17 protein-coding genes and 1 pseudogene are annotated in these 19176 nt (G+C 67.6%); 9 read left to right on the forward strand and 9 right to left on the reverse strand.

Annotation, left to right across the window (positions count from 1 at the left end):
- Nucleotides 1-48: 48 nt before the first annotated feature.
- From FRANCCI3_RS10890 to meaB, 3 genes are all read left to right on the forward strand, one after another.
- On the forward strand, nt 49-558 hold the full coding sequence (locus FRANCCI3_RS10890; RefSeq protein ID WP_011436585.1) for a MaoC family dehydratase: 510 nt from the start codon (nt 49-51) through the stop codon (nt 556-558).
- A 1-nt stretch (nt 559) separates the two neighbouring features.
- On the forward strand, nt 560-2638 hold the full coding sequence (locus tag FRANCCI3_RS10895) for a protein meaA (RefSeq protein ID WP_011436586.1): 2079 nt from the start codon (nt 560-562) through the stop codon (nt 2636-2638).
- 111 nt (nt 2639-2749) lie between these two features.
- Nucleotides 2750-3799 carry a methylmalonyl Co-A mutase-associated GTPase MeaB gene (meaB, locus tag FRANCCI3_RS10900; protein WP_232235153.1) on the forward strand — a complete coding sequence of 350 codons (1050 nt, stop codon included), beginning with the start codon at nt 2750-2752 and terminating at the stop codon, nt 3797-3799.
- 234 nt (nt 3800-4033) lie between these two features.
- Here meaB and FRANCCI3_RS10905 read toward each other — a convergent pair whose 3' ends face one another.
- The 3 genes from FRANCCI3_RS10905 to dnaK all read right to left on the reverse strand — a co-directional run bounded on the left by FRANCCI3_RS10905 (nt 4034) and on the right by dnaK (nt 7671).
- Complete coding sequence (locus tag FRANCCI3_RS10905; protein ID WP_011436588.1) at nt 4034-5041, reverse strand: DnaJ C-terminal domain-containing protein; 1008 nt, start codon at nt 5039-5041, stop codon at nt 4034-4036.
- 6 nt (nt 5042-5047) lie between these two features.
- Complete coding sequence (locus FRANCCI3_RS10910; protein ID WP_369808174.1) at nt 5048-5644, reverse strand: nucleotide exchange factor GrpE; 597 nt, start codon at nt 5642-5644, stop codon at nt 5048-5050.
- 101 nt (nt 5645-5745) lie between these two features.
- On the reverse strand, nt 5746-7671 hold the full coding sequence (dnaK, locus tag FRANCCI3_RS10915) for a molecular chaperone DnaK (RefSeq protein ID WP_011436590.1): 1926 nt from the start codon (nt 7669-7671) through the stop codon (nt 5746-5748).
- Nucleotides 7672-8227: 556 nt separating this feature from the next.
- On the opposite strand from dnaK, the gene FRANCCI3_RS10920 reads away from it, so the two are divergent.
- The 3 genes and pseudogenes from FRANCCI3_RS10920 to FRANCCI3_RS29050 form a co-directional block, all read left to right on the forward strand.
- Nucleotides 8228-8737 carry an Hsp20/alpha crystallin family protein gene (locus FRANCCI3_RS10920; RefSeq protein WP_011436591.1) on the forward strand — a complete coding sequence of 170 codons (510 nt, stop codon included), beginning with the start codon at nt 8228-8230 and terminating at the stop codon, nt 8735-8737.
- Between the two features lie 211 nt (nt 8738-8948).
- Nucleotides 8949-10574: a chaperonin GroEL gene (gene groL, locus FRANCCI3_RS10925; protein WP_011436592.1), complete on the forward strand. Its 1626-nt coding sequence runs from the start codon at nt 8949-8951 to the stop codon at nt 10572-10574.
- A gap of 86 nt (nt 10575-10660) precedes the next feature.
- Nucleotides 10661-10812, forward strand: a pseudogene (locus tag FRANCCI3_RS29050) (IS6 family transposase); the annotation flags it as partial.
- Between the two features lie 296 nt (nt 10813-11108).
- Here FRANCCI3_RS29050 and FRANCCI3_RS10930 read toward each other — a convergent pair.
- Together FRANCCI3_RS10930 and FRANCCI3_RS23415 are read right to left on the reverse strand one after the other, a co-directional pair.
- Nucleotides 11109-11876: a hypothetical protein gene (locus FRANCCI3_RS10930; protein ID WP_011436593.1), complete on the reverse strand. Its 768-nt coding sequence runs from the start codon at nt 11874-11876 to the stop codon at nt 11109-11111.
- A gap of 504 nt (nt 11877-12380) precedes the next feature.
- Nucleotides 12381-12962 carry a TetR/AcrR family transcriptional regulator gene (locus FRANCCI3_RS23415; RefSeq protein ID WP_011436594.1) on the reverse strand — a complete coding sequence of 194 codons (582 nt, stop codon included), beginning with the start codon at nt 12960-12962 and terminating at the stop codon, nt 12381-12383.
- 229 nt (nt 12963-13191) lie between these two features.
- Between FRANCCI3_RS23415 and FRANCCI3_RS10940 the strand changes: the two genes are divergently transcribed.
- Nucleotides 13192-13497 (forward strand): hypothetical protein, encoded by a 306-nt coding sequence (locus tag FRANCCI3_RS10940; RefSeq protein ID WP_011436595.1) that lies wholly within the window; start codon nt 13192-13194, stop codon nt 13495-13497.
- A gap of 212 nt (nt 13498-13709) precedes the next feature.
- Here the strand turns inward: FRANCCI3_RS10940 and FRANCCI3_RS26910 are convergent, their stop codons facing one another.
- Nucleotides 13710-14222: a HEPN domain-containing protein gene (locus FRANCCI3_RS26910; RefSeq protein ID WP_011436596.1), complete on the reverse strand. Its 513-nt coding sequence runs from the start codon at nt 14220-14222 to the stop codon at nt 13710-13712.
- A 1-nt stretch (nt 14223) separates the two neighbouring features.
- Nucleotides 14224-15348, reverse strand: coding sequence for a DUF262 domain-containing protein (locus FRANCCI3_RS10950; protein WP_035941738.1), 1125 nt, complete (start codon nt 15346-15348; stop codon nt 14224-14226).
- A gap of 435 nt (nt 15349-15783) precedes the next feature.
- On the opposite strand from FRANCCI3_RS10950, the gene FRANCCI3_RS24490 reads away from it, so the two are divergent.
- Together FRANCCI3_RS24490 and FRANCCI3_RS10955 are read left to right on the forward strand one after the other, a co-directional pair.
- Complete coding sequence (locus tag FRANCCI3_RS24490; RefSeq protein ID WP_011436598.1) at nt 15784-16704, forward strand: ParA family protein; 921 nt, start codon at nt 15784-15786, stop codon at nt 16702-16704.
- A gap of 82 nt (nt 16705-16786) precedes the next feature.
- A complete protein-coding gene (locus FRANCCI3_RS10955; RefSeq protein ID WP_148214908.1) occupies nt 16787-17197 on the forward strand; it encodes a hypothetical protein in 411 nt (136 codons plus the stop codon).
- 244 nt (nt 17198-17441) lie between these two features.
- On the opposite strand, the gene FRANCCI3_RS10960 is transcribed toward FRANCCI3_RS10955, so the two are convergent.
- Both FRANCCI3_RS10960 and FRANCCI3_RS10970 read right to left on the reverse strand, forming a co-directional pair.
- Nucleotides 17442-18680: an IS4 family transposase gene (locus FRANCCI3_RS10960; RefSeq protein ID WP_011436600.1), complete on the reverse strand. Its 1239-nt coding sequence runs from the start codon at nt 18678-18680 to the stop codon at nt 17442-17444.
- 230 nt (nt 18681-18910) lie between these two features.
- Nucleotides 18911-19159, reverse strand: a complete 249-nt coding sequence (locus FRANCCI3_RS10970; RefSeq protein WP_131728924.1) for a hypothetical protein — start codon at nt 19157-19159, stop codon at nt 18911-18913.
- Nucleotides 19160-19176 lie beyond the last annotated feature (17 nt).

The raw sequence follows: 19176 nt of genomic DNA on the forward strand, positions 1-19176 counted from the left end.
GCGTCTCTGACGAGTTGAGTATGCTGTGATCAGGTGAGGGAGTTCCAAATGCAGTTCGGGCGTTACTTCGAGGAGTTCGAGGTAGGTGCGGTTTACAAGCACTGGCCGGGCAAGACGGTCACCGAGTACGACGACCATCTCTTCTGCCTGCTCACGATGAACCATCATCCGTTGCACCTGGACTCTCATTTCGCCGAGGAGACCACTCAGTTCAAACGGAACGTCGTCGTCGGGAACTACGTTTACTCCCTGCTGCTGGGAATGTCGGTGGCCGACGTATCCGGGAAGGCGATCGCCAACCTGGAAGTCGAGTCGCTACGGCACGTGAAGCCGGTGTTCCACGGTGACACGATCTACGGCGAGTCCACCGTCCTGGACAAGGTCGAGTCGAAGAGCAAGGACGACCGCGGGATCGTCACCGTCGAAACCCGCGGTTACAACCAGGACGGCGTCCTTGTCTGCATCTACCGCCGCAAGGTCATGGTGCCCAAGCGGGCCTACGGCGAGGCACGCGGCGGCGAGCAGCCTGGCCGGCCGGAACCCCGGACGGAAGGCTGAGATGGCGGGCGCGGGCCGGGCGGAGCCGAAGCGGGACCGTCCGTGGATCATCCGCACCTATGCCGGGCATTCGAGCCCGGCCGAGAGTAACGCGCTGTATCGGCGCAATCTGGCCAAGGGGCAGACCGGGTTGTCGGTGGCGTTCGATCTGCCCACGCAGACGGGCTATGACCCCGATCACGCCCTTGCCCGTGGCGAGGTGGGCAGGGTAGGGGTGCCGATCGCGCATCTCGGTGACATGCGGCGGTTGTTCGACGGGATTCCGCTGGCGCGGATGAACACGTCGATGACGATCAACGCCACCGCGATGTGGCTGCTGGCGTTGTACCAGGTGGTCGCGGAGGAGCAGGGGGCCGATCCGGCGGAGCTGGCCGGGACGACCCAGAACGACATCATCAAGGAGTATCTGTCGCGGGGGACCTATGTCTTCCCGCCGGGTCCGTCGCTGCGCCTGATCACCGACCTGATCGCCTACACGGTGGCCGAGTTGCCCCGCTGGAACCCGATCAACATCTGCAGTTATCACCTGCAGGAGGCCGGGGCCACGCCGGTTCAGGAACTGGCCTATTCCATGTGCACGGCGATCGCGGTGCTCGATGCCGTGGCCGCCGCGCGGGGGATCCCGGTGGGCCGGGCTGACGCGGTCCGGGCTGGCGCGGTCCGGGCTGGCGCGGACCGCGGGGAGCTGGAGCGGGCGGATTCGGAGTGGATGGGTGAGGTGTGTGGTCGGATCTCCTTCTTCGTCAACGCCGGAGAGCGTTTCGTGGAGGAGATGTGCAAGATGCGGGCGTTCACGGCGTTGTGGGATGAGCTGCTGACCTCCCGGTACGGGGTTCGGGAGCCGGCGCAGCGCCGGTTCCGGTACGGGGTGCAGGTCAACTCGCTGGGGCTGACCGAGGCCCAGCCGGAGAACAACATCATCCGAATTGTGCTGGAGGCGCTGGGGGTAACCCTGTCGAAGGACGCGCGGTGTCGGGCGTTGCAGCTGCCGGCCTGGAACGAGGCGCTGGGCCTGCCCCGGCCGTGGGACCAGCAGTGGTCGCTGCGCATTCAGCAGATCCTCGCTCATGAGACCGATCTGCTGGAGTATGACGATCTGTTCGCCGGTTCGGTCGTGGTGGAGAAGCGGGTCGATCAGCTCGTGGCCGCGGCCAGGGCGGAGATCGACCGGGTTCAGGAGATGGGGGGCGCCGTCGCCGCGGTCGAGAGCGGCTATATGAAGTCGCAGCTGGTGACGTCCCAGGCGGCGCGGCGGGCTCGCATCGAGAGCGGTGAGGATGTTGTCGTCGGGGTGAACCGGTTCACCGAGACCGAGCCGAATCCGCTGCTCGCCGATCTTTCCGCCGCGATCCAGACGGTCGATCCGGCGCTGGAGGAGGCGACCCGCGCGGAGCTGGCGGCCTGGCGGGCCGCCCGCGACGACCGGGCGGTGACGGAGGCGCTGCTCGGCCTGCGGACGGCGGCCGGGACGGACGCGAACCTGGTTCCCGCCACGCTGGCCTGCGCCCGGGCCGGGGTCACGACGGGGGAGTGGGGGGACACGCTGCGGGAGGTGTTCGGGGAGTACCGGGCACCGACGGGGGTCGGCGAGGCCACCGTCGCCGGTGGTGGCGGGGCCGCCCTCGACGAGCTGCGGGCCCGGGTGGCGCGCACGGGGTCCGAGCTGGGCCGTCCGGTGAAGATGCTGGTCGGTAAGCCCGGTCTCGACGGGCATTCCAACGGCGCCGAGCAGATCGCGCTGCGGGCCCGTGACGCCGGTTTCGAGGTCGTCTACCAGGGGATCCGGCTGACGCCGGCGCAGATCGTGGCCGGGGCCGTCGAGGAGGACGTGCACGTCGTCGGGCTGTCGGTGCTCTCCGGTTCCCATCTCGACCTGGTGCCCCAGGTGCTGACGGGGCTGGGGGCGGCCGGGGCGGGTGAGATCCCCGTCATCGTGGGCGGCATCATCCCCGCGGCGGACGCGGACGAGCTCGCCCGACTCGGGGTGGCCGCGGTGTTCACGCCCAAGGACTACGAGCTCACCGCCATCATCCGGGGCATCCTCGACGTCGTACGGGCCGCCAACAAGCTCGATCAGTGAGCTCGATCAGTGAGCTCGATCACCGAGCTCGATTGGTGAGCTCGATCACCGAGCTCGATTGGTGAGCTCGATCACCGAGCTCGATTGGTGAGCTCGATTAGTGAGGTGGCCGTGACGGTTGGGGATGGTACCCGGGTGGGCTCGTCGATCGAGTCGGTGACCGAACTCGTCACCGCCGCCGTCGCGGGCAACCGCCGCGCGGTGGCGAGGCTCATCTCCATGGTCGAGGACGGTTCACCGTACCTGCAGCGAACCGAGCAGCTGCTGATGCCTCGCACCGGGGGCGCGCAGGTGATCGGCCTCACCGGGGCGCCGGGGGTCGGCAAGTCCACCTCCACCTCCGCGCTGGTGGGCGCCTATCGGGCTGCGGGCCGGCGGGTCGGCGTGCTGGCCGTCGACCCCTCGTCCCCGTTCACCGGCGGCGCGCTGCTCGGCGACCGGATCCGGATGGTCGAGCACGCCACCGATCCGGGCGTCTTCATCCGCTCGCTGGCGACGCGCGGAAGTCTCGGCGGCCTGTCGACCGCCACGCCCCAGGCCCTGCGGGTTCTCGACGCCGTCGGGTTCGACGTCGTCCTGATCGAGACCGTCGGGGTGGGACAGGCCGAGGTGGACATCGCCGCCCTGGCGGACACCACGCTCGTCCTGGTCGCCCCAGGGATGGGGGACGGCGTCCAGGCCGCCAAGGCGGGCGTTCTGGAGATCGCCGACGTGCTGGTGGTCAACAAGGCCGACCGGCCGGGTGCGGACCGGACGGTCAACGAGCTCACCGCCATGCTCCGGATGGGCGGTGCCGGCCGCGGGGAGGACGACCGGCGTCCGCAGGTCGTGCGGACGGTCGCCGCCACCGGGCAGGGGGTGGCCGAGCTCGTCGAATCGATCGAGGCCCATCGGGACTGGCTGCTGCGCACGGGGCAGCTGCAGCGCCGACGGCGTCGGCGCGCGGTCGACGAGATCTCGCGGATCGCCTTCGCCCGGCTGCGGGAGCGGATCGGGGACCTGCGGCCCGGAGCCGCGATCGACCAGCTCGCCGACGAGGTCGTCGCCGGCGGACTCGACCCCCACACCGCGGCCGATCGTCTCCTCGACGAGGCACTCGCCGCTCAGGCCGCCGTTGGCCTGGCCGCCGGTCACACCGGTGCGGTGAAACCGACCAGGTAACCGCGGTCGTGGCAGCAGCGGCAGGGGTCGATCACCAGCACGGTCCGGACCTGACCGGCCCGGAAGCCCGCCACATGAGACACCGTGCGGCATCGACCATGGCAGGTCGGGCAAATGGTGTTCGGCTTGGCGTCCACGTGACGGTACCTTCCCGGGATGACGGGACATAACCTCGGGGCGGCCTCCGTACCTCGGGGCACCCCCGTACCTCGGGGCACGCGGTGTCGGGCGAGTTCACGTTCTCGGGTCGAAGGCCGAGACGGCGGCCAGCTGCTCGAACAGCGCGCGTTCCCGGGCGGTCAGGGCCGGCGGCACCGCCACGCGCACCTCGGCGTGCAGGTCGCCGGGCGGGCCGGTGGGGTTGGGTAGGCCGGCGCCGCGTAGGCGCAGCCGCCGGCCGCTGGACGATCCTGCCGGGACGCGCACCTTGATCTCGCCGCCGGGGGTGGTGACCGGGACCCGGGCGCCCAGGGCGGCCTCCCAGGGGGTGACCGGCAGCGGGACGTTGATGTCTCGTCCGGACAGCCGGTAATACGGATGCGGCGCGATCTTCACGTGTAGGTAGAGGTCGCCGGGCTGGCCGTGCCTGCTGCCGCGGCCGCCTTGGCCGGCCAGCCGGACGCGCTGGCCTTCGACCACCCCCCGCGGGATGGTGACCTGGTAGCTGCGTGGGCTCCCGCCGGGGCCGGCGAGGGTGATCTGACGCCGCCCGCCCCGGTAGGCCTCCTCGACGGTCAGCTCGAGCTCGGCTTCCTGGTCGGCGCCGGGGATCGGCCCGGTCGCGCCGTGGGCCCCGAACAGATCACCGAACAGGTCACCGAAGATGCTCCCGCCGAGGCCCGCGCCACCGGGGCCGGCGCGTCCGAAACCCCTGTCGGCGAAGTCTGCGAAGTCGGTGCCATCGGCGAAGTCGGCGCCGCCGAAGCTCGGTTCGGCCCGGACCCGGCCGGTGCGGCTCCAGCCCCGGCCGGCCTGGCCGAAGTCCGGCCCGGCGGTCACCCGTCCGTCGTAGTCCTCGGGGATGCGCCGGAAGTCCGCGCCGAACCGGTCGTAGCGCGCCCGCGTCTTCGGGTCGGACAGCACGCGGTACGCCTCACCGATCTCCTTGAACCGCTCCTCCGCCTCCGGGCCGCGGTTGACGTCGGGGTGGTAACGGCGGGCGAGGCGGCGGTAGGCCTGCTGGATCTCCTCGGCGCTCGCGCCCCGGCCGACACCGAGAAGCTGGTAGTAGTCCTGGGCCACGGCCGGTCACTCCGCGGGCCCGCCGGTGCCGCCCGGGTCCGGGCCGATCTCGCCTGGTTGCCGGGCGCCGCCGGGCGGTTCGCCCGGAGGGCGGCTGACGGCGACTCCGGCGGGGCGTAGCTGCCGTCCGGTGTCGCCGTAGCCGGGGCGGATCACGGCCACCACCGTGCCGGCTGGGACGTTCGGTTCCTCGACGGCGGCCAGCGCCTCGTGCCGGGTCGGATCGAACGGCACCCCGACCTCGTCGTGGCGCGGGTAGCCGAGCCGGGCCAGCACGTCCACGGCCTGGTCCCGGACCGTCCGGACACCCGCCACGAGCGAGGTGGGGTCGGCGTCGGCGTGGGTGAGCGCGAGGTCGAGATGGTCGAGGACCGGCAGCCAGGCGGCCGCCGCGTGGGCCCGTTCGGCCGCCCGATCCCGCTCCAGCTCCCGGACGGTCCGTTTACGCAGGTTGTCCAGGTCGGCGGCGGCCCGCCGCCACCGGTCGGTCAGCTTGTCCACCTGCATGGCGAGCGCCACACTGTCCAGGACCGTCTCGGTCGGGAGATCGTCCGCGCCGACGGGGCCGGCGTGGGCGGTGGCCTCTCCGCTACTCCGGTCCACGGTCTGGTCGGTGGTCTGGTCGGCGCCGTGGCCGGTCCGGTCTGGGCGCTGTTCGCGCGGCATGTCGTTCGCCATCATGGGTCGGTCTCGGTTGGCATGGGTCAGCCCCGGTCGAACTCGGCGTCTACCACGTCGTCGCCGCCAGGGGTGCCGCCGCCAGGTGGTGGCTGTGGGCCGCCCGGGGCGGTGTCGGTCGGGCTGCCGCCGGTTCCCTCGGTGGGGGCGGCCTGGCCGGTTCGGGCGGCGGCCAGGCCGTGGTAGATCTGTTGGAGATCCGAGGTCAGGGCGCGGACCCGGTCCACCGGAGCCTCCTCTTTGATGGCCTGGCGGGCGTCGGCGACCAGCAGGTCGGCGCGGGCCTTCTCGTGGGGCGGGGCGGCGTCACCGAGTTCGGCCAGCAGCCGTTCGACGCGGTAGGCGACCGAGTCCAGCTCGTTGCGGGCGTCGATTGCGGCGCGTAGCGCCTGGTCGGTGGTGCGGTTACGCTCCGCCTCGGTGATCATCCGTTCGACCTCCTCCTTGGGGAGGTTGGAGGTCTCACTGATCGTGATCGACTGCTGGGCTCCGGTGTCCTTGTCGCGGGCGGTGACGTTGAGGATGCCGTTGGCGTCGATGTCGAAGGTGACCTCGACCTGCGGTTCGCCGCGGGGCGCCGGGCGGATGTTTTCCAGGCGGAAGCGGCCGAGTACCCGGTTGTCGGCGGCGCGTTCGCGTTCGCCCTGCAGTACCACGATGTCCACGGCCGGCTGGTTGTCCTCCGCGGTGGAGAACACCTCGGAGCGTCGCACCGGGATCGTGGTGTTGCGTTCGACGATTTTCGTCATCAGGCCGCCGCGGGTCTCCACCCCGAGGGAGAGCGGGGTGACGTCGAGCAGGAGCACGTCGGAGACTTCGCCCTTGAGCACCCCGGCCTGGATCGCCGCGCCCAGGGCGACGACCTCGTCGGGGTTGACGCTCATGTTCGGTTCCTTGCCGCCGGTCAGCCGCCGGACCAGTGCCTGCACCGCGGGCATCCGGGTGGCGCCGCCGACGAGGATCACCTCGTCGAGGTCGTCGGCACTGATCTTGGAGTCCTCCATCGCCTGGCGGACCGGTCCCATGGTCCGTTCGACCAGGTCGGCGGTGATCTGTTCGAAGGTGGAGCGCATGACCGTGGCGGTCAGGTGCCGCGGCCCGGTGGCGTCGGCGGTGATGAACGGCAGGTTCACCTGGGTCTGGGTGACCGCGCTCAGTTCGACCTTGGCCTTCTCCGCGGCCTCGAACAGCCGTTGCAGTGCCTGGGGGTCCCGGCGCAGGTCGATGCCCTGTTCCCGGTGGAACCCGTCGGCGAGGTAGTCGACCAGCCGGCGGTCGAAGTCGTCCCCGCCCAGGTGGCTGTCCCCGGCCGTGGCCCGGACCTCGACCACCCCGTCGCCGACGTCGAGGATGCTCACGTCGAACGTGCCGCCGCCGAGATCGAAGACCAGGACGGTCTCGTGGCCCTTCTTGTCCAGCCCGTACGCCAATGCGGCGGCGGTCGGCTCGTTGATGATCCGCAGCACGTTCAGGCCGGCGATCCGGCCGGCGTCCTTCGTCGCGGTGCGCTGCGCGTCGTTGAAGTAGGCCGGCACCGTGATGACCGCTTCGGTGACCTTCTCGCCCAGGTTCCGCCCAGCGTCGTCGGCCAGCTTGCGCAGCACCAGCGCGCTGATCTCCTCCGGCGCGTAGAGCTTGTCCCGGATTCTGAACCGGGCGGCGCCCTCCGGGCCCGGGACGACGTCGAAGGCGACCGCTTTGGCCTCCTCGGTCACCTCGTCATAGCGGCGGCCGATGAACCGCTTGGCCGAGTAGATCGTGCCCTTCGGGTTCAGGATCGCCTGCCGTCGCGCCAGCTGCCCGACCAGGCGTTCACCGCTCTCGGTGAACGCCACCACCGACGGTGTCGTCCGCGCACCCTCCGCGTTCGGGATGACCCTCGGCTCGCCACCCTCCCAGGCGGCGATCACCGAATTGGTCGTCCCCAGATCAATGCCGACTGCCTTCGCCATCGAATGCTCCTCCAGAAGCGAACCTCACACATATGACGAATCGGGCGTTCCCACGCCGTGAGCAGGCTTCACGCGGATAAACCGGCCCCACAGCAGGGAACCTGTCCAGGATTTGCCCAGCAAAACGCATTGCCTACGGAGTATCGCTTGTCGGCAGGCGAAGGAAGAGATCACGAAAAGGCCTTGATCGCCAGTAGGTCCTGATTGCCAGGGGAGCTGGAGCACCGGGAGAGCTGGAGCACCGGGAGAGCTGGAGCACCGGGAGAGCTGGAGCACCGGGAGAGCTGGCAGAGCCACACCGGTCGGGGCCGGGCCGGGGCAGGATCGGGCCGGGTCAGGACAGGGACCGGGGGCCTGAGCCCGGCAGGACGGGCAGCACCGGGCAGCGCCGCTTTCTGGCCCTACAGCCGATTTCTGGCCTACAGCCGGCTGCAGCCGGGTGTCTCTCGGCCGCGGCCCGCAGTTTTCGGGCCGGCGAGGCAGGGGTAGAGGCAAGGCATAGTCAATTGGACGCAAAGGTGATAGCCGGCCGGCCTGGCCGGAAGGAGTGAGGATCATGACACTACCCGTACGACGCGGAGAAGGCCTGGGAACGCTGGCACGGTGGGATCCGTTCCGGGAGATCGAGGACGCCTGGACCCGCATGGGCAATCTGCTCGGCGACGTCATAGGCGGCGTCGAGGGCCGTCCGGCGCGGTTGCTGGGCGGCATGGTGCAGCCGGTCGACATTGAGGAGACCGAGGACGCGTTCGTGATCGATCTCGATCTTCCCGGGGTGCGCCGGGAGGACATCTCCGTGGACCTGCGTGACAACGAGCTGTTCGTCACCGGTGAAATCAAGGAGCGGGAACGCACGGGAGTACTGCGCCGCCGTAGCCGCCCGGTGGGCCGGTTCGAGCACCGCATCGCCGTGCCGGGTGACATTGATCCGGAATCGGTGCACGCCACCCTGGCCGACGGAGTACTCACCATCCGGCTGGCGAAGGCCAAGCGGAGCCAGCCCAAGCACATCGAGATCAGCACCGGCCCCGAGGGCCAAGGCACCGGCCCCGAGGGCCAAAGCTGACTGAGCGCCTGGTATACAACTGAGCGCGCCTGGTACCCGGACCCGCCAGCGCGCCCTCCACCGGGACCCCGGCAGACCCGGCCTGTCTAGCCGGTCGGCTTGCCCCGCCAGCAGGCGATACCGACGATTTGTAATTAAGGTGTTGCATGTCGCGAGGATGGGCCTGCGATGTTTGCGGAGTCCGGTCGCGTTCTGCTTCAGGGGAACTATCATGCCAAAGATCATCGCTTACGAGGAGGAAGCACGGCGCGGGCTGGAACGTGGCATGAACCAGCTGGCCGGCGCCGTGAAGGTGACGCTCGGTCCGAAGGGGCGCAACGTCGTCCTGGAGAAGAAGTGGGGCGTTCCCGCCATCACCAATGACGGCGTCTCCATAGCCAGGGAGATCGAGCTCGAAGATCCGTATGAGAAGATCGGTGCCGAGATGGTCAAGGAGGTCGCCAAGAAGACCGACGAGGTGGCCGGCGACGGCACCACGACGGCGACCGTTCTGGCGGAGGCACTGGTCCATGAGGGCCTGCGGAACGTGGCCGCGGGCGCGAACCCGATCGCCCTCAAACGTGGCATCGAGCTGGCTGTCGAGCGGGTCTGTGGGGAACTGGCCAATCTGTCCAGGGAGCTGGAAACCAAGGATCAGATCGCCTCAACGGCCTCGATCTCGGCCGGCGGGGACACCGCGATCGGCCAGATCATCGCCGAGGCGATGGACAAGGTCGGCCGGGACGGCGTCATCACCGTCGAGGAGAGCAACACCTTCGGCCTCGAGCTGGAGCTCACCGAAGGTATGCGTTTCGACAAGGGCTACATCTCGCCGTACTTCATCACTGATCAGGAGCGGATGGAGTGCGTCCTGGAGGACCCCTACATCCTGGTCGCCAACATCAAGATTTCGCTGGTCAAGGACCTGCTCCCGCTGTTGGAGAAGGTCATGCAGGCCGGCAGGCCGCTGCTGGTCATCGCCGAGAACGTTGAGGGGGAGGCCCTGGCGACCCTGGTCGTCAACAAGATCCGCGGTACGTTCCGGTCCGTGGCCGTGAAGGCGCCGGGTTTCGGCGAGCGGCGCAAGGCCATGCTCGGCGATATCGCCGTTCTGACGGGCAGTCAGGTGATCAGTGAGGAGGTTGGTCTCAGGCTGGAGAACGCCGACCTCGACCTGCTTGGCCGGGCCCGCAAGGTTGTCGTTACCAAGGATGACACGACCATTATCGAGGGCGCCGGCGACCCGGGCCGGATCGCCGGTCGGGTCAGCCAGATCCGTAGCGAGATCGAGAAGTCGGACTCCGACTACGATCGCGAGAAGCTGCAGGAGCGGCTGGCCAGGCTCGCCGGTGGCGTGGCCGTCATCAAAGCCGGCGCGGCCACCGAGGTCGAGCTCAAGGAGCGTAAGCACCGCATCGAGGACGCGGTCCGCAACGCGAAGGCCGCCGTTGAGGAGGGCATCGTCCCCGGCGGTGGGGTGGCTCTGCTGCTGGCCTCGGGGGCTGTCTTCGACGGGCTGGAGGTGGCTGAGGACGAGCGGACCGGGGCCGAGATGGTGCGCCGCGCGTTGACCGAGCCGCTCCGGCAGATCGCGGTCAATGCCGGCCTGGAAGGCGGCGTCGTGGTCGAGAAGGTCCGCAACCTGCAACCGGGGTGGGGGCTGGACGCCGCCACCGGCGAGCACGTCAACATGCTCGAGGCCGGGATCATCGACCCGACCAAGGTCACCCGCTCCGCCCTGCAGAATGCCGCATCCATCGCCGGGCTGTTCCTCACCACCGAGGCCGTCGTTGCCGAAAAGCCAGAGGAAAAGGAAACCGCGGCAGCGCCAGCTGGTGGGGGTGGCCTGGAGTACTGAAAAAATCGGAATGCGAGCTGATCGGAGCCGACCGACGGTGACTGGTACAGCCGGATCGGGTTGTCCGGAGGGCATCGGTGAGAGGACGCGGGCTGAAACGCCTCCGCTCCGTCCAACCGTCGGAGCCGGGCACGCCCCCGTCCAGAGCATCTGCCGTGGCCACCACGAACTCGGGACCGATGCCGACCCATTGCCGCAGTTATCAACTGCCTTCACCGAGTTCGCCCACGCCGTCTGATCATCGTGTTCCACCTGGGTGTCAGCATGCGGTGGCCCTCTGTGACGGGATGTTGACGATCAGATCTTCCTCGTCCCGTACAGAAGGCCACCTTTATGGGGCGACACGTCGGCTATCTCGAAGGTTGACATCGGAAACATGCGGAAGCCCACCGGTGCTCGACGCGCGGCGGCGGTCATCACGAATCCCGCGAATACCCAGAAAGCCAGGTGACCACGGCGGTCTCGTGCCCAGGTCACGCATCATTCAGAGCGAGGCAGCCCCGCTGCAACTACCAAGTTCGAGGGTTTGGACCGCTACTTGTCGGAACTCGACGCGTACCGATCGTGAACATGGTGATGGCCTGGCCGGACGGTGAGATGGTAGGTGATATCTGCGGAGAAGGGGCCGGTGATGTCGGATCGTCCGGTTCCACCGAAGGTGATCGTGTGGCGGCCCGGCGCAAGTGGCTTGAGGAGTAGGTAGATGCCGTCAGCCACGGCAGGCGTGTAGATGCCCGCCGGGGCATTGAAGATGTTGTCATCGGGGAGCGTGATGCTGAACGGATGCGCGCACCGGTGGACGGGTCCGGCGCAAGCCCGGTACCTTCGCAGCTTTCCTACTGGTATGCCATCGACGCTGGCGTGGAGGTTGGCGAACGACAAGCCTGCCTCCATCTCGCGCCACAGCTCCCGGGCCGTGCGATTTTCCCCGGGGTTGTTGGCGTCGAAGACGTTGACGAGCGGAAAGAAGAGTGCCTTGCCCGCGGGTACCGTGCAATCGTTTCGAACGACTTTTTCGCCACCGAAGGCGCCGACCAGGAAGAATACCGAGCCAGATTGGCCCACGTTACACAACGCGCCAGTTGGGTCAATCAGCGGGTTCGTGGTGGTTGGCTGCGCCAGTGCGTACTGCCACCATGCCGCCGACCAGGCACCATAGCTCTTCCCAAATACGCGTGCCCCCGGGGGCACGACACCCGGGTTGCCCGACGCCGCGTTAGCGGCCGGAGCCGAGACTATCGTCAGCGCCAGGGCCGCGACGAGCGCTGGCAGCAGGCGCCGAATTCTGGTAATATCGACCATGATTCACCTCTACCGAGAGTCTTATGGATCATGATTGCGGTCTTGCCGTAAGGTGCGATGATCGTCGTTCCCCACGGCAGTCAGCCTGGAGCCTCCGGTAGCCGATACAGAATGTCAATCACCGATCCATCATGGTTTCTCGACGGTGGATGAGGGACGCCAGATAGAGGCGGACGAATGACGCTGGGCGGGGTCAAATGGCAACTCCACGCTGTTCGTGAGCTGATCGAAGAAACGAAAGAGTGGCGGTCTCGGTAGAATATTTCGGTCTAATTCATGTGTAAATTTGATACCACGTAATGGCATTTCGACCCGGTTTTCCTCCGGGGATTCCGGACTGCTTGCTGTGTGCTTGCAAGATGTTTGCGCTTGCTATTGTGATCTTGCCGTGCGCCCGGACCATGATCGGCAACATCCCGTGGTAGGCCCCCATCGACGGCTCGACGGGCGGTGTGGGCGAGAAAAGAGGCTCGCTGACCGGTCCAACTCGGTCGACCGCGGCGGTCAGCCTTCCGGGGTGTTCCCGGTGCCGGGCACGGGTCCGCCGAACTGCCGACGGAAGGAACCGAGCAGGTGGTCGAGGCCCCAGAGGAACTGGTCCCGGGTGCCGGTCGAGCCGAGCAGATCGGCCACGGCCTCGGCTGCCAGCAGGTGTCCCCAGAGGTAGACGAACATCGTGCAGATGATCCTGTTCGCGTCCTCCGGTCCGATACCGGCGTCGATGAGCAGATCGTGCAGGAAGCTCGCGTTGCGTACCGCGGAGGGGCTGCCGGCCATCTGCCGACCCATGTGTGCCGCGAGCCCCGGGTAGGCGGCGGCAACGTCATGCGCGCTGGTGAAGCAGCGCCCTAGGCGGTCGGCCCAGTCGCCGGTCTCGGGGCCTGGAAGGTCGATGCGGCCGAGCGCGTCGTCAACGACGCGCTCGACGATGAGATTCTTGGTGGGGAAGCGTCGGTAGATCGCGGGGGCCGTAACGCCGAGCTCCGCGCACAGGGGTCGGACCGTGAGATGGTCGAGCCCGTCGCGCCGAGCGATCGTGTCGGCCGCCGCGATGATCTGCTCGCGGGTGACCGCCCGGGGACGCATAGCGTCCTTTCTACCCGCCGCGAGACGGTGGTTCTACCTGGCGCGAGGTCCTGACAGTGGCCCGCCGCCGCGGACCCCTGGATCGGGTGGAGGCGGTTCCGAGGGCATGTCCGGCACGGGCCTGGCGTCGTACCGGTCCGGGACGAACAGCCCTCGTCCCGTCGGCCGCGCCGGCCGAAGGTAGAGGTACGGCCCGCCGTAGGAGGCCGGGACGAGGGAGGAGGAGATCATGATGATGGTCTGGGGTGGGTACAACTGGGGTTGGGGTAGTTGGCTGCTGATGACGTTCAGCATGGTCGTGGTCTGGGGGCTGCTCATCGGGGCGCTGATCGCCCTGCTGCGCGCCGGTCTCGACCGGCGATCGGGGACGTTGGCCGGACGGCCTGTCAACGGGTCGGCCCAGCGGATCCTGGCTGAGGGCTACGCCCACAGTGACCTCGACAAGGGCCGCGGTGACCTCGGCGAGGAGGGGTACCCTCACCCGGGCGCGCCGCGGGACCGGCGCAACCCGACCGGTCTCGCCAAGGTCGGTTGAGCACATTCTGGAGGTCAGAGTCACCGCAGGTTCTGGTGCCCCGCCCGGCCGCCCGCGACATCTCGGGAACCATTCTGGGAAGGGAACGCGGACCTACTGGGCACCGGCGAGTCTGGGTGCGCCGGCCCGGGGCAGGCACCGCGCTCCACCATCACTATCAGACTGGCATGTCCGCCGCCGCTCGGCGAATTCCGGCACTGCGCGTCCGGGGCTCAGGAAGGCCCAAAGCGAAGAATGAACCAGTCGGCGGCCTCGCAGGCCACTCTGTGGAGCTCTAATGCTTTCCTGACTCCGACGCTTTCGTTGAGGCCGTGGGCGATCCTGTTCCGCCGATCGACTAACGTGGCCAGCTCGCGGCGCAGCCGACCGTCGTCCGCGTCGAGCAGTGCGCTCAGCTCCTGGCGCAGGCCTTGGTCGAAGCGCCCGGCCAGGGTCTCGAGCGCCGCAGGCGTCGGGTTCTGCGTCCGCTCCAACCAGCCAAGCGAGAAGTTCCTGACGTGGCCGTAGGACAGCCTGCTGGTGTAGGCGCGGAATGTCCCCGCCACGGTCTGCTCCAGATATCCGCAGCTTCGGATCACCAGTAGTCGCGCAAGCCAGGAAACGACCTCCTGATTATCCGCAACTCTTGCCTGATCTTGTACCAGTGCAGCTAGCTCGGACAGGCGGTCTAAAATAATTCTGGTCTCAGTCGGCGGCCAGGTCTCGGCGCGTTCTCGCCTGCTCATGTCAGATGCGGGAGAAAGCTCTCGTTGCCAGCGCCAGGCGCATCCGCACACTCTCCTCGTCGGCCGTTGCGCGCGTGGTCACGTAATCCAGGTCGGGTTCGTTGAGGAGCGCGTCGATGGCGCGGCTGACCTCAGCTGCGGTCGGTTCGCTACCGGCATCAAGCCTACGGGCCAATCCTACCAAAAGCGCCTCGGTGAGAGCCGCATTGAGCTGACGCCCCCGGCCGCGAATGGCGCTTCTTCCGGCCTCCTCCAACACAAGCTGTGCTGCCCTGTCGAATCGTTTTTCGATCAACTCGGCGTCCAGTTCGTTCAGTCGGCGGTGAGCGCCAACAAAATCGTTCAGGTATTTCTTGAGGGGGCGCTTATAGCTACCCGGTGACACGTAGAGGGCGATGAATCTGAGCACGATCTCCTGATCGCGTAGCCGTGGTGATGGCGGCCCGTAGAGAGCGCGCCACGCCGGGTTTTCGTTCAGAGCGGTGAGGAACTTGATGAACTCGCCTGCATAGAGCGCCACGCGAATCTCGTGCGGCGTGAGCTGCGTACCGCCCGAGTTCAGCCGCTCGAAGATCTGATAAACGCCGTCGAGTGACTCGCGGGTGCCGTCGGTTTTGACTATTGTCGCCTGGATGAAGGTATTGTCGAGCGTGCGACGCTGTTCGGGTGAAAAAGTTTGATAGGTCAGCCCCTGGAATCTGGCGGCCACGTTCTGAAGTGCGAACTCGCGCCCGTTGATGCTGCCATTATAGAAGAGGCTCAGGGTCTTTATCCGCTGCTGTCCATCAAGAACGAGATAGCGGCGGTCCTGTTGTTGGACAAGGAATATACCCGGAATGGGGTATCCGAGCAGTAGGGACTCGATGAAACGGTCCATCTGCGAACGCTTCCAAACGAACTCGCGCTGGAAGCCGGCTGTCTCGATGCCGGGATCATCATTGCCAAAGGACGGCACTATTATGTCGCCCCGATCGTGCCGACGGACCAGACCCTCGACGTCGAAGTCGGTGCCGCTGTAGCTGATCTGCGGAGGGTCGGGGTCCACCTCCTGAAGCTCGGCCCTGTCGTCGTCGCGCAGGTCCTCGGAGTCGCTGTCGTTGCCAGCTTGCTCAGCCAGCTCGGTCACCCCCTCGGAAAGCCGTGCGACATGGTGCCGAGTCAGTAAGAACTCAGGGCAGGCCGCCAAGTGGGACCGTCCAGCGCGGGTGGCGGGAGCCTTCGCCGAGTCGACCAGCCCACGTGGCCAAGCTGTCGCACAGGATACCACCATCGACACACTGGCGAAGTCGTGGCACCTCAGGGTCGATCCGACGGAGCCGCGTAGGCCGGCTCGGTTCGAACCTGCTGGTCAGATCTGCTCAGGGCGGCTTGGCCCAGAATGGTCATCGGGTGCGACCACAGGAGCGATTCGTGGCGTTCTCCTGAATGTGGCGCAGGCGGATGGCATGCTGTGGAGATGGGGGTGATTTGCCGTTGTGATCTCACGGGATCGGCGGGGAAGCGGCTTGGTCCAGTTGCGGCCGACCGAACGCCGTCGCGCATCCAAGGTCCGCGGGGTTTGATGATGCAGGTCGCTACCGTAGTCAACTCCAAGGGCGGTGTCGGGAAGACGACTCTGACGGCCAACGTCGGTGCGGAGCTTGCGCGTCGAGGACGTCGTGTTCTCCTGCTCGACCTGGACTTTCAGGCCAGCCTGACGCACTCCTTCTATCGGCCGGCGGACGTCGAGCGACAGATTGACCGGCGAACCGTCGCGGACTGGTACATGGCAGCTGGTCGTCGAGGGGCTGGGCCAGACCTCATGCGGTACGTCTCCTGGCCGCAGGAAGTTCGGGCGCATACCAGGAGAAACGGCGGTGAGCTTGCAATTGTGGCTTCCGCCCCGAAGCTTGAGGGCGTTGCTGCCAGGCTCGGTGTAGAACTCGGTGACCCCAGTTCACGCCGCTATCAGGATCGTCACCGCCGAGTAGTGATGCGACTGGCCGATGGCCTACGGCTGCTCCGCCGTGAGGGATTCGACTACGTGCTTATCGACTGCCGGCCGGATTTTGAGATACTCACTCGATCTGCGATCGTGGCCAGCGAAGGGGTTCTGGTCCCTGCGCAGCCGGAGAGGCTGGCTACCTTCGGTATCCGTCATCTGACCGAAAGACTTACCGACTTCAAGAAGAATAACTTCGAGATCCTTGGATGGTCTCCCTCCGGCGAGAACCGAGTGGAAGACCTGGCGCCTGCCTTTCTAGGTGTTGTGTTCACTCGAGTAAGGCATGGGGGTGGGGGGCCCGGACCCACCCCCTCGAGCCAGCGGGTTATCGACGAGGTTCGCCGCCTCTTCCCTACATTTACTGCGATGATGCGCGAGAGCCTGGATTTCCAGACGGGTGTCGACAGGCTCCTGCCAGCGGTGTTCGGACTACGTCCCGACATAGCAACAGAAATCCGTGCTTTAGTTGACGAATTCGAGAGCAGGATTGGACCGTGAGCTGATGGCTGAAGGCATGACGGCCGTCCTCGCAGTGCTGGAGAGGGTCTCGGCGCTCATCCGGAGTTTCGATGATCAGACCGTGGTTGAGCTAGCTGCTGGCCGGCTCGTCCTCACGGTGCAGCGAGCGCCTGACCGGCCGGTCCTCGGCGCCGACGTAGTCGGGGAACGGACCACCAGTCCGCCGGCGCCCGAAAGCGTGCCGCGGGGGAGGGTCGGCACGATCAAGGACGGATCGACAGTCGTGGCTGGTCAACCTGACTCCGCGTCCGTACGCCAACGCCTCGATGAGATGGGTAGCCGCGAGGAGGCGCACATGTTCCTTGAGGGGATCGCCAGGAACAAGCAGATCCTCCAGCGGATCGGCCGAGATCTCGGAGTTCGGGTGAGTCTGGGGCGCCGACGTGACGAAATGATTGACATGATCGTCAACTCCGCGGTGGGAGTCCGCCTCGACCAGGATGGTATCGGCAGGCGGGTCACGTCCTTGTGATTGGCCAACGCCCAATGGCCGTAGGTTAAGTGATCCCTTGGAGGTTTGAGGGAGGGTTGGTCACCGGAAGTCGAGGCAGTGAAGTTCGAGACGGCGGGTGACGCGCCGGGTGGGTGGATCGTCGGTTGTGCGGCGGGGGTAGTCGCTGTGCCGGCGGGTCTTGCGGGGTGCGGTGCGGTCGGGGCGGTCACGGATGGCCAGGCGCGGGTCGCAGATCTCAAGGAGGAACGCGAGGAGTGCCTGTTCAGGGGGGGAAAGCCGCGGTCCCGATGGAATCGGACGCGGCGGTGAGGGCCCGACGGAAACTGATCCTGTCGGGTGGGGTGCCGGTGGTGTCGGCAGCGACACCGATGAGGCGGGCGAGTGCCTGGTGGACGGCGAACAGGGCCCACATCTCCTGGGCGACGCCTTCGGGGTCCTTGCTGCGCAGGACGGGTCGGCCTTCACCGAGATCGGTCTTGTGGTGGCCGATCACGGTCTCGCATCCCCACCTGGTCGGGTAGGCGCGGGCCAGGTCGAGCATGGACCATTCCTCGGGGTCGAGCAGGTCGGTGACCAGACAGAACAGCTCTGAGCTGCTCTCGTCGCCGCCGGCGGTGGTGGAGTGCACGGTGTACTCGATCACCCGCATCGTCAGTGGTGGTCCCTCGCTTCCGCGGGGAGGTGTCAGCTCGGCGAGGTAGCTGCCATCGTCGAGGACGTGGACCGGGGCCAGCGTGAAGGTCGCCTTCGCCCGCCACAGCAGGTGCGCCCCGGTCGCCAGGACCTCGCCGGCGAGCCGGTGGGACAGGAAGTTACGGTCCGCCAACGTGAGCATGCCCGGGCCCAGCTGCCCCAGCAGGTCACGGGCCAGCGCCGGCTCGCCGGTGCTCCACGGGCCGAACGACGCCCCCAGCAGGGCACCGGTGGCGGCCTCGGCGGCGATGACCCAGCGAACCTTCGGGAACGGCGCCGGCCCACCGGCGTTCGACGGCCCGGGGAAGAACGCCCGGTTGGCCTGCGTGTCCGGCAGATCGCAGGTCGACCCGTCGATCTGCACCAGCCGCAGGCCGTGCAGGAACACCCCGGCCTGGCCCTCGACACCGACCGGCCCCGCGGCGTGCTCGAACAGCATCCGCACCGGATCCGACCCGATCCGTGCCCGCGCCTCGCCCAGCGACGGGCTTGCCGGCAGCGACCAACCCGCCCCACCCGCCCCACCCGCGGCCAACACAGCCGCCCGGCGCTGGAAGTGCAGCCCGCTGGTCAACCGGGCCAGCACCTGCACATAGCCACAGTTCCGGCCCCGGAACAGCCACAACGCCAACACGAAGTACACCACCAGCCACGACGGCAACAGCCGGCGGCGAACCTCCGCGGTGTCGGTCACCGCCAACACCCGGTCCACCAGCTCCGGTGGGTACACCCGCGTCAACACACCCACCGTCACCCGGTCCGGCAACCAGCCCTCCGGCGACAGCCCCTCACTCCCGTCATGCCCCACCAGCCAAGCCTACCCCACGACGATCACTTAACCTACGGCCATTGGGCCCTGGCCACCTTCCTCCCCGAGATCTCGCAACCCGCGACGTTCGTCCGGGACCGCCCCGACCGCGCCAGTCCCCGCAAAACCAAGAAAACCGGCGACTTCCCTGCCCGAAAACTCGGCGAACCCGCCGTGGTCACCGTCACCCGCCGCATCGAACTTCACTGCCTCGAACCACGACGATCACCTTAAAGCAGCGCTATTGGGTCGACTGGTCCTCCAAGTTTCGGTTGATCCCCCCTTACCCGGGCGACGGAGCGAGCGCCGGAGAAGAGCACCCGGCCGGCGGGTTTAGCCCGGCCGGTCCGCGCCGCGTTCAGCCCATCGAGCAGCCGGGCGCGGGCGGTGGCGACGTCGGCGGCGGACAGGTCGTGGAGGTCGATCCAGGCGCGGGTGCCGGCCAGGCCGAGGTCGAGACCGCGCGGGTCGATGATCATGATGGGGACTACCAGCC

The organism is Frankia casuarinae (genome assembly GCF_000013345.1).
Classification (GTDB): domain Bacteria; phylum Actinomycetota; class Actinomycetes; order Frankiales; family Frankiaceae; genus Frankia; species Frankia casuarinae.

Coding starts and splice junctions, on each gene's coding strand:
- FRANCCI3_RS10890 (WP_011436585.1), top strand. CDS start 49: ATGCAGTTCGGGCGTTACTTCGAGGAGTTCGAGGTAGGTGCGGTTTAC.
- FRANCCI3_RS10895 (WP_011436586.1), top strand. CDS start 560: ATGGCGGGCGCGGGCCGGGCGGAGCCGAAGCGGGACCGTCCGTGGATC.
- dnaK (WP_011436590.1), bottom strand. CDS start 7,671: ATGGCGAAGGCAGTCGGCATTGATCTGGGGACGACCAATTCGGTGATC.
- FRANCCI3_RS10920 (WP_011436591.1), top strand. CDS start 8,228: ATGACACTACCCGTACGACGCGGAGAAGGCCTGGGAACGCTGGCACGG.
- groL (WP_011436592.1), top strand. CDS start 8,949: ATGCCAAAGATCATCGCTTACGAGGAGGAAGCACGGCGCGGGCTGGAA.
- FRANCCI3_RS10930 (WP_011436593.1), bottom strand. CDS start 11,876: ATGGTCGATATTACCAGAATTCGGCGCCTGCTGCCAGCGCTCGTCGCG.
- FRANCCI3_RS23415 (WP_011436594.1), bottom strand. CDS start 12,962: ATGCGTCCCCGGGCGGTCACCCGCGAGCAGATCATCGCGGCGGCCGAC.
- FRANCCI3_RS10940 (WP_011436595.1), top strand. CDS start 13,192: ATGATGATGGTCTGGGGTGGGTACAACTGGGGTTGGGGTAGTTGGCTG.
- FRANCCI3_RS26910 (WP_011436596.1), bottom strand. CDS start 14,222: ATGAGCAGGCGAGAACGCGCCGAGACCTGGCCGCCGACTGAGACCAGA.
- FRANCCI3_RS24490 (WP_011436598.1), top strand. CDS start 15,784: ATGATGCAGGTCGCTACCGTAGTCAACTCCAAGGGCGGTGTCGGGAAG.
- FRANCCI3_RS10970 (WP_131728924.1), bottom strand. CDS start 19,159: ATGATCATCGACCCGCGCGGTCTCGACCTCGGCCTGGCCGGCACCCGC.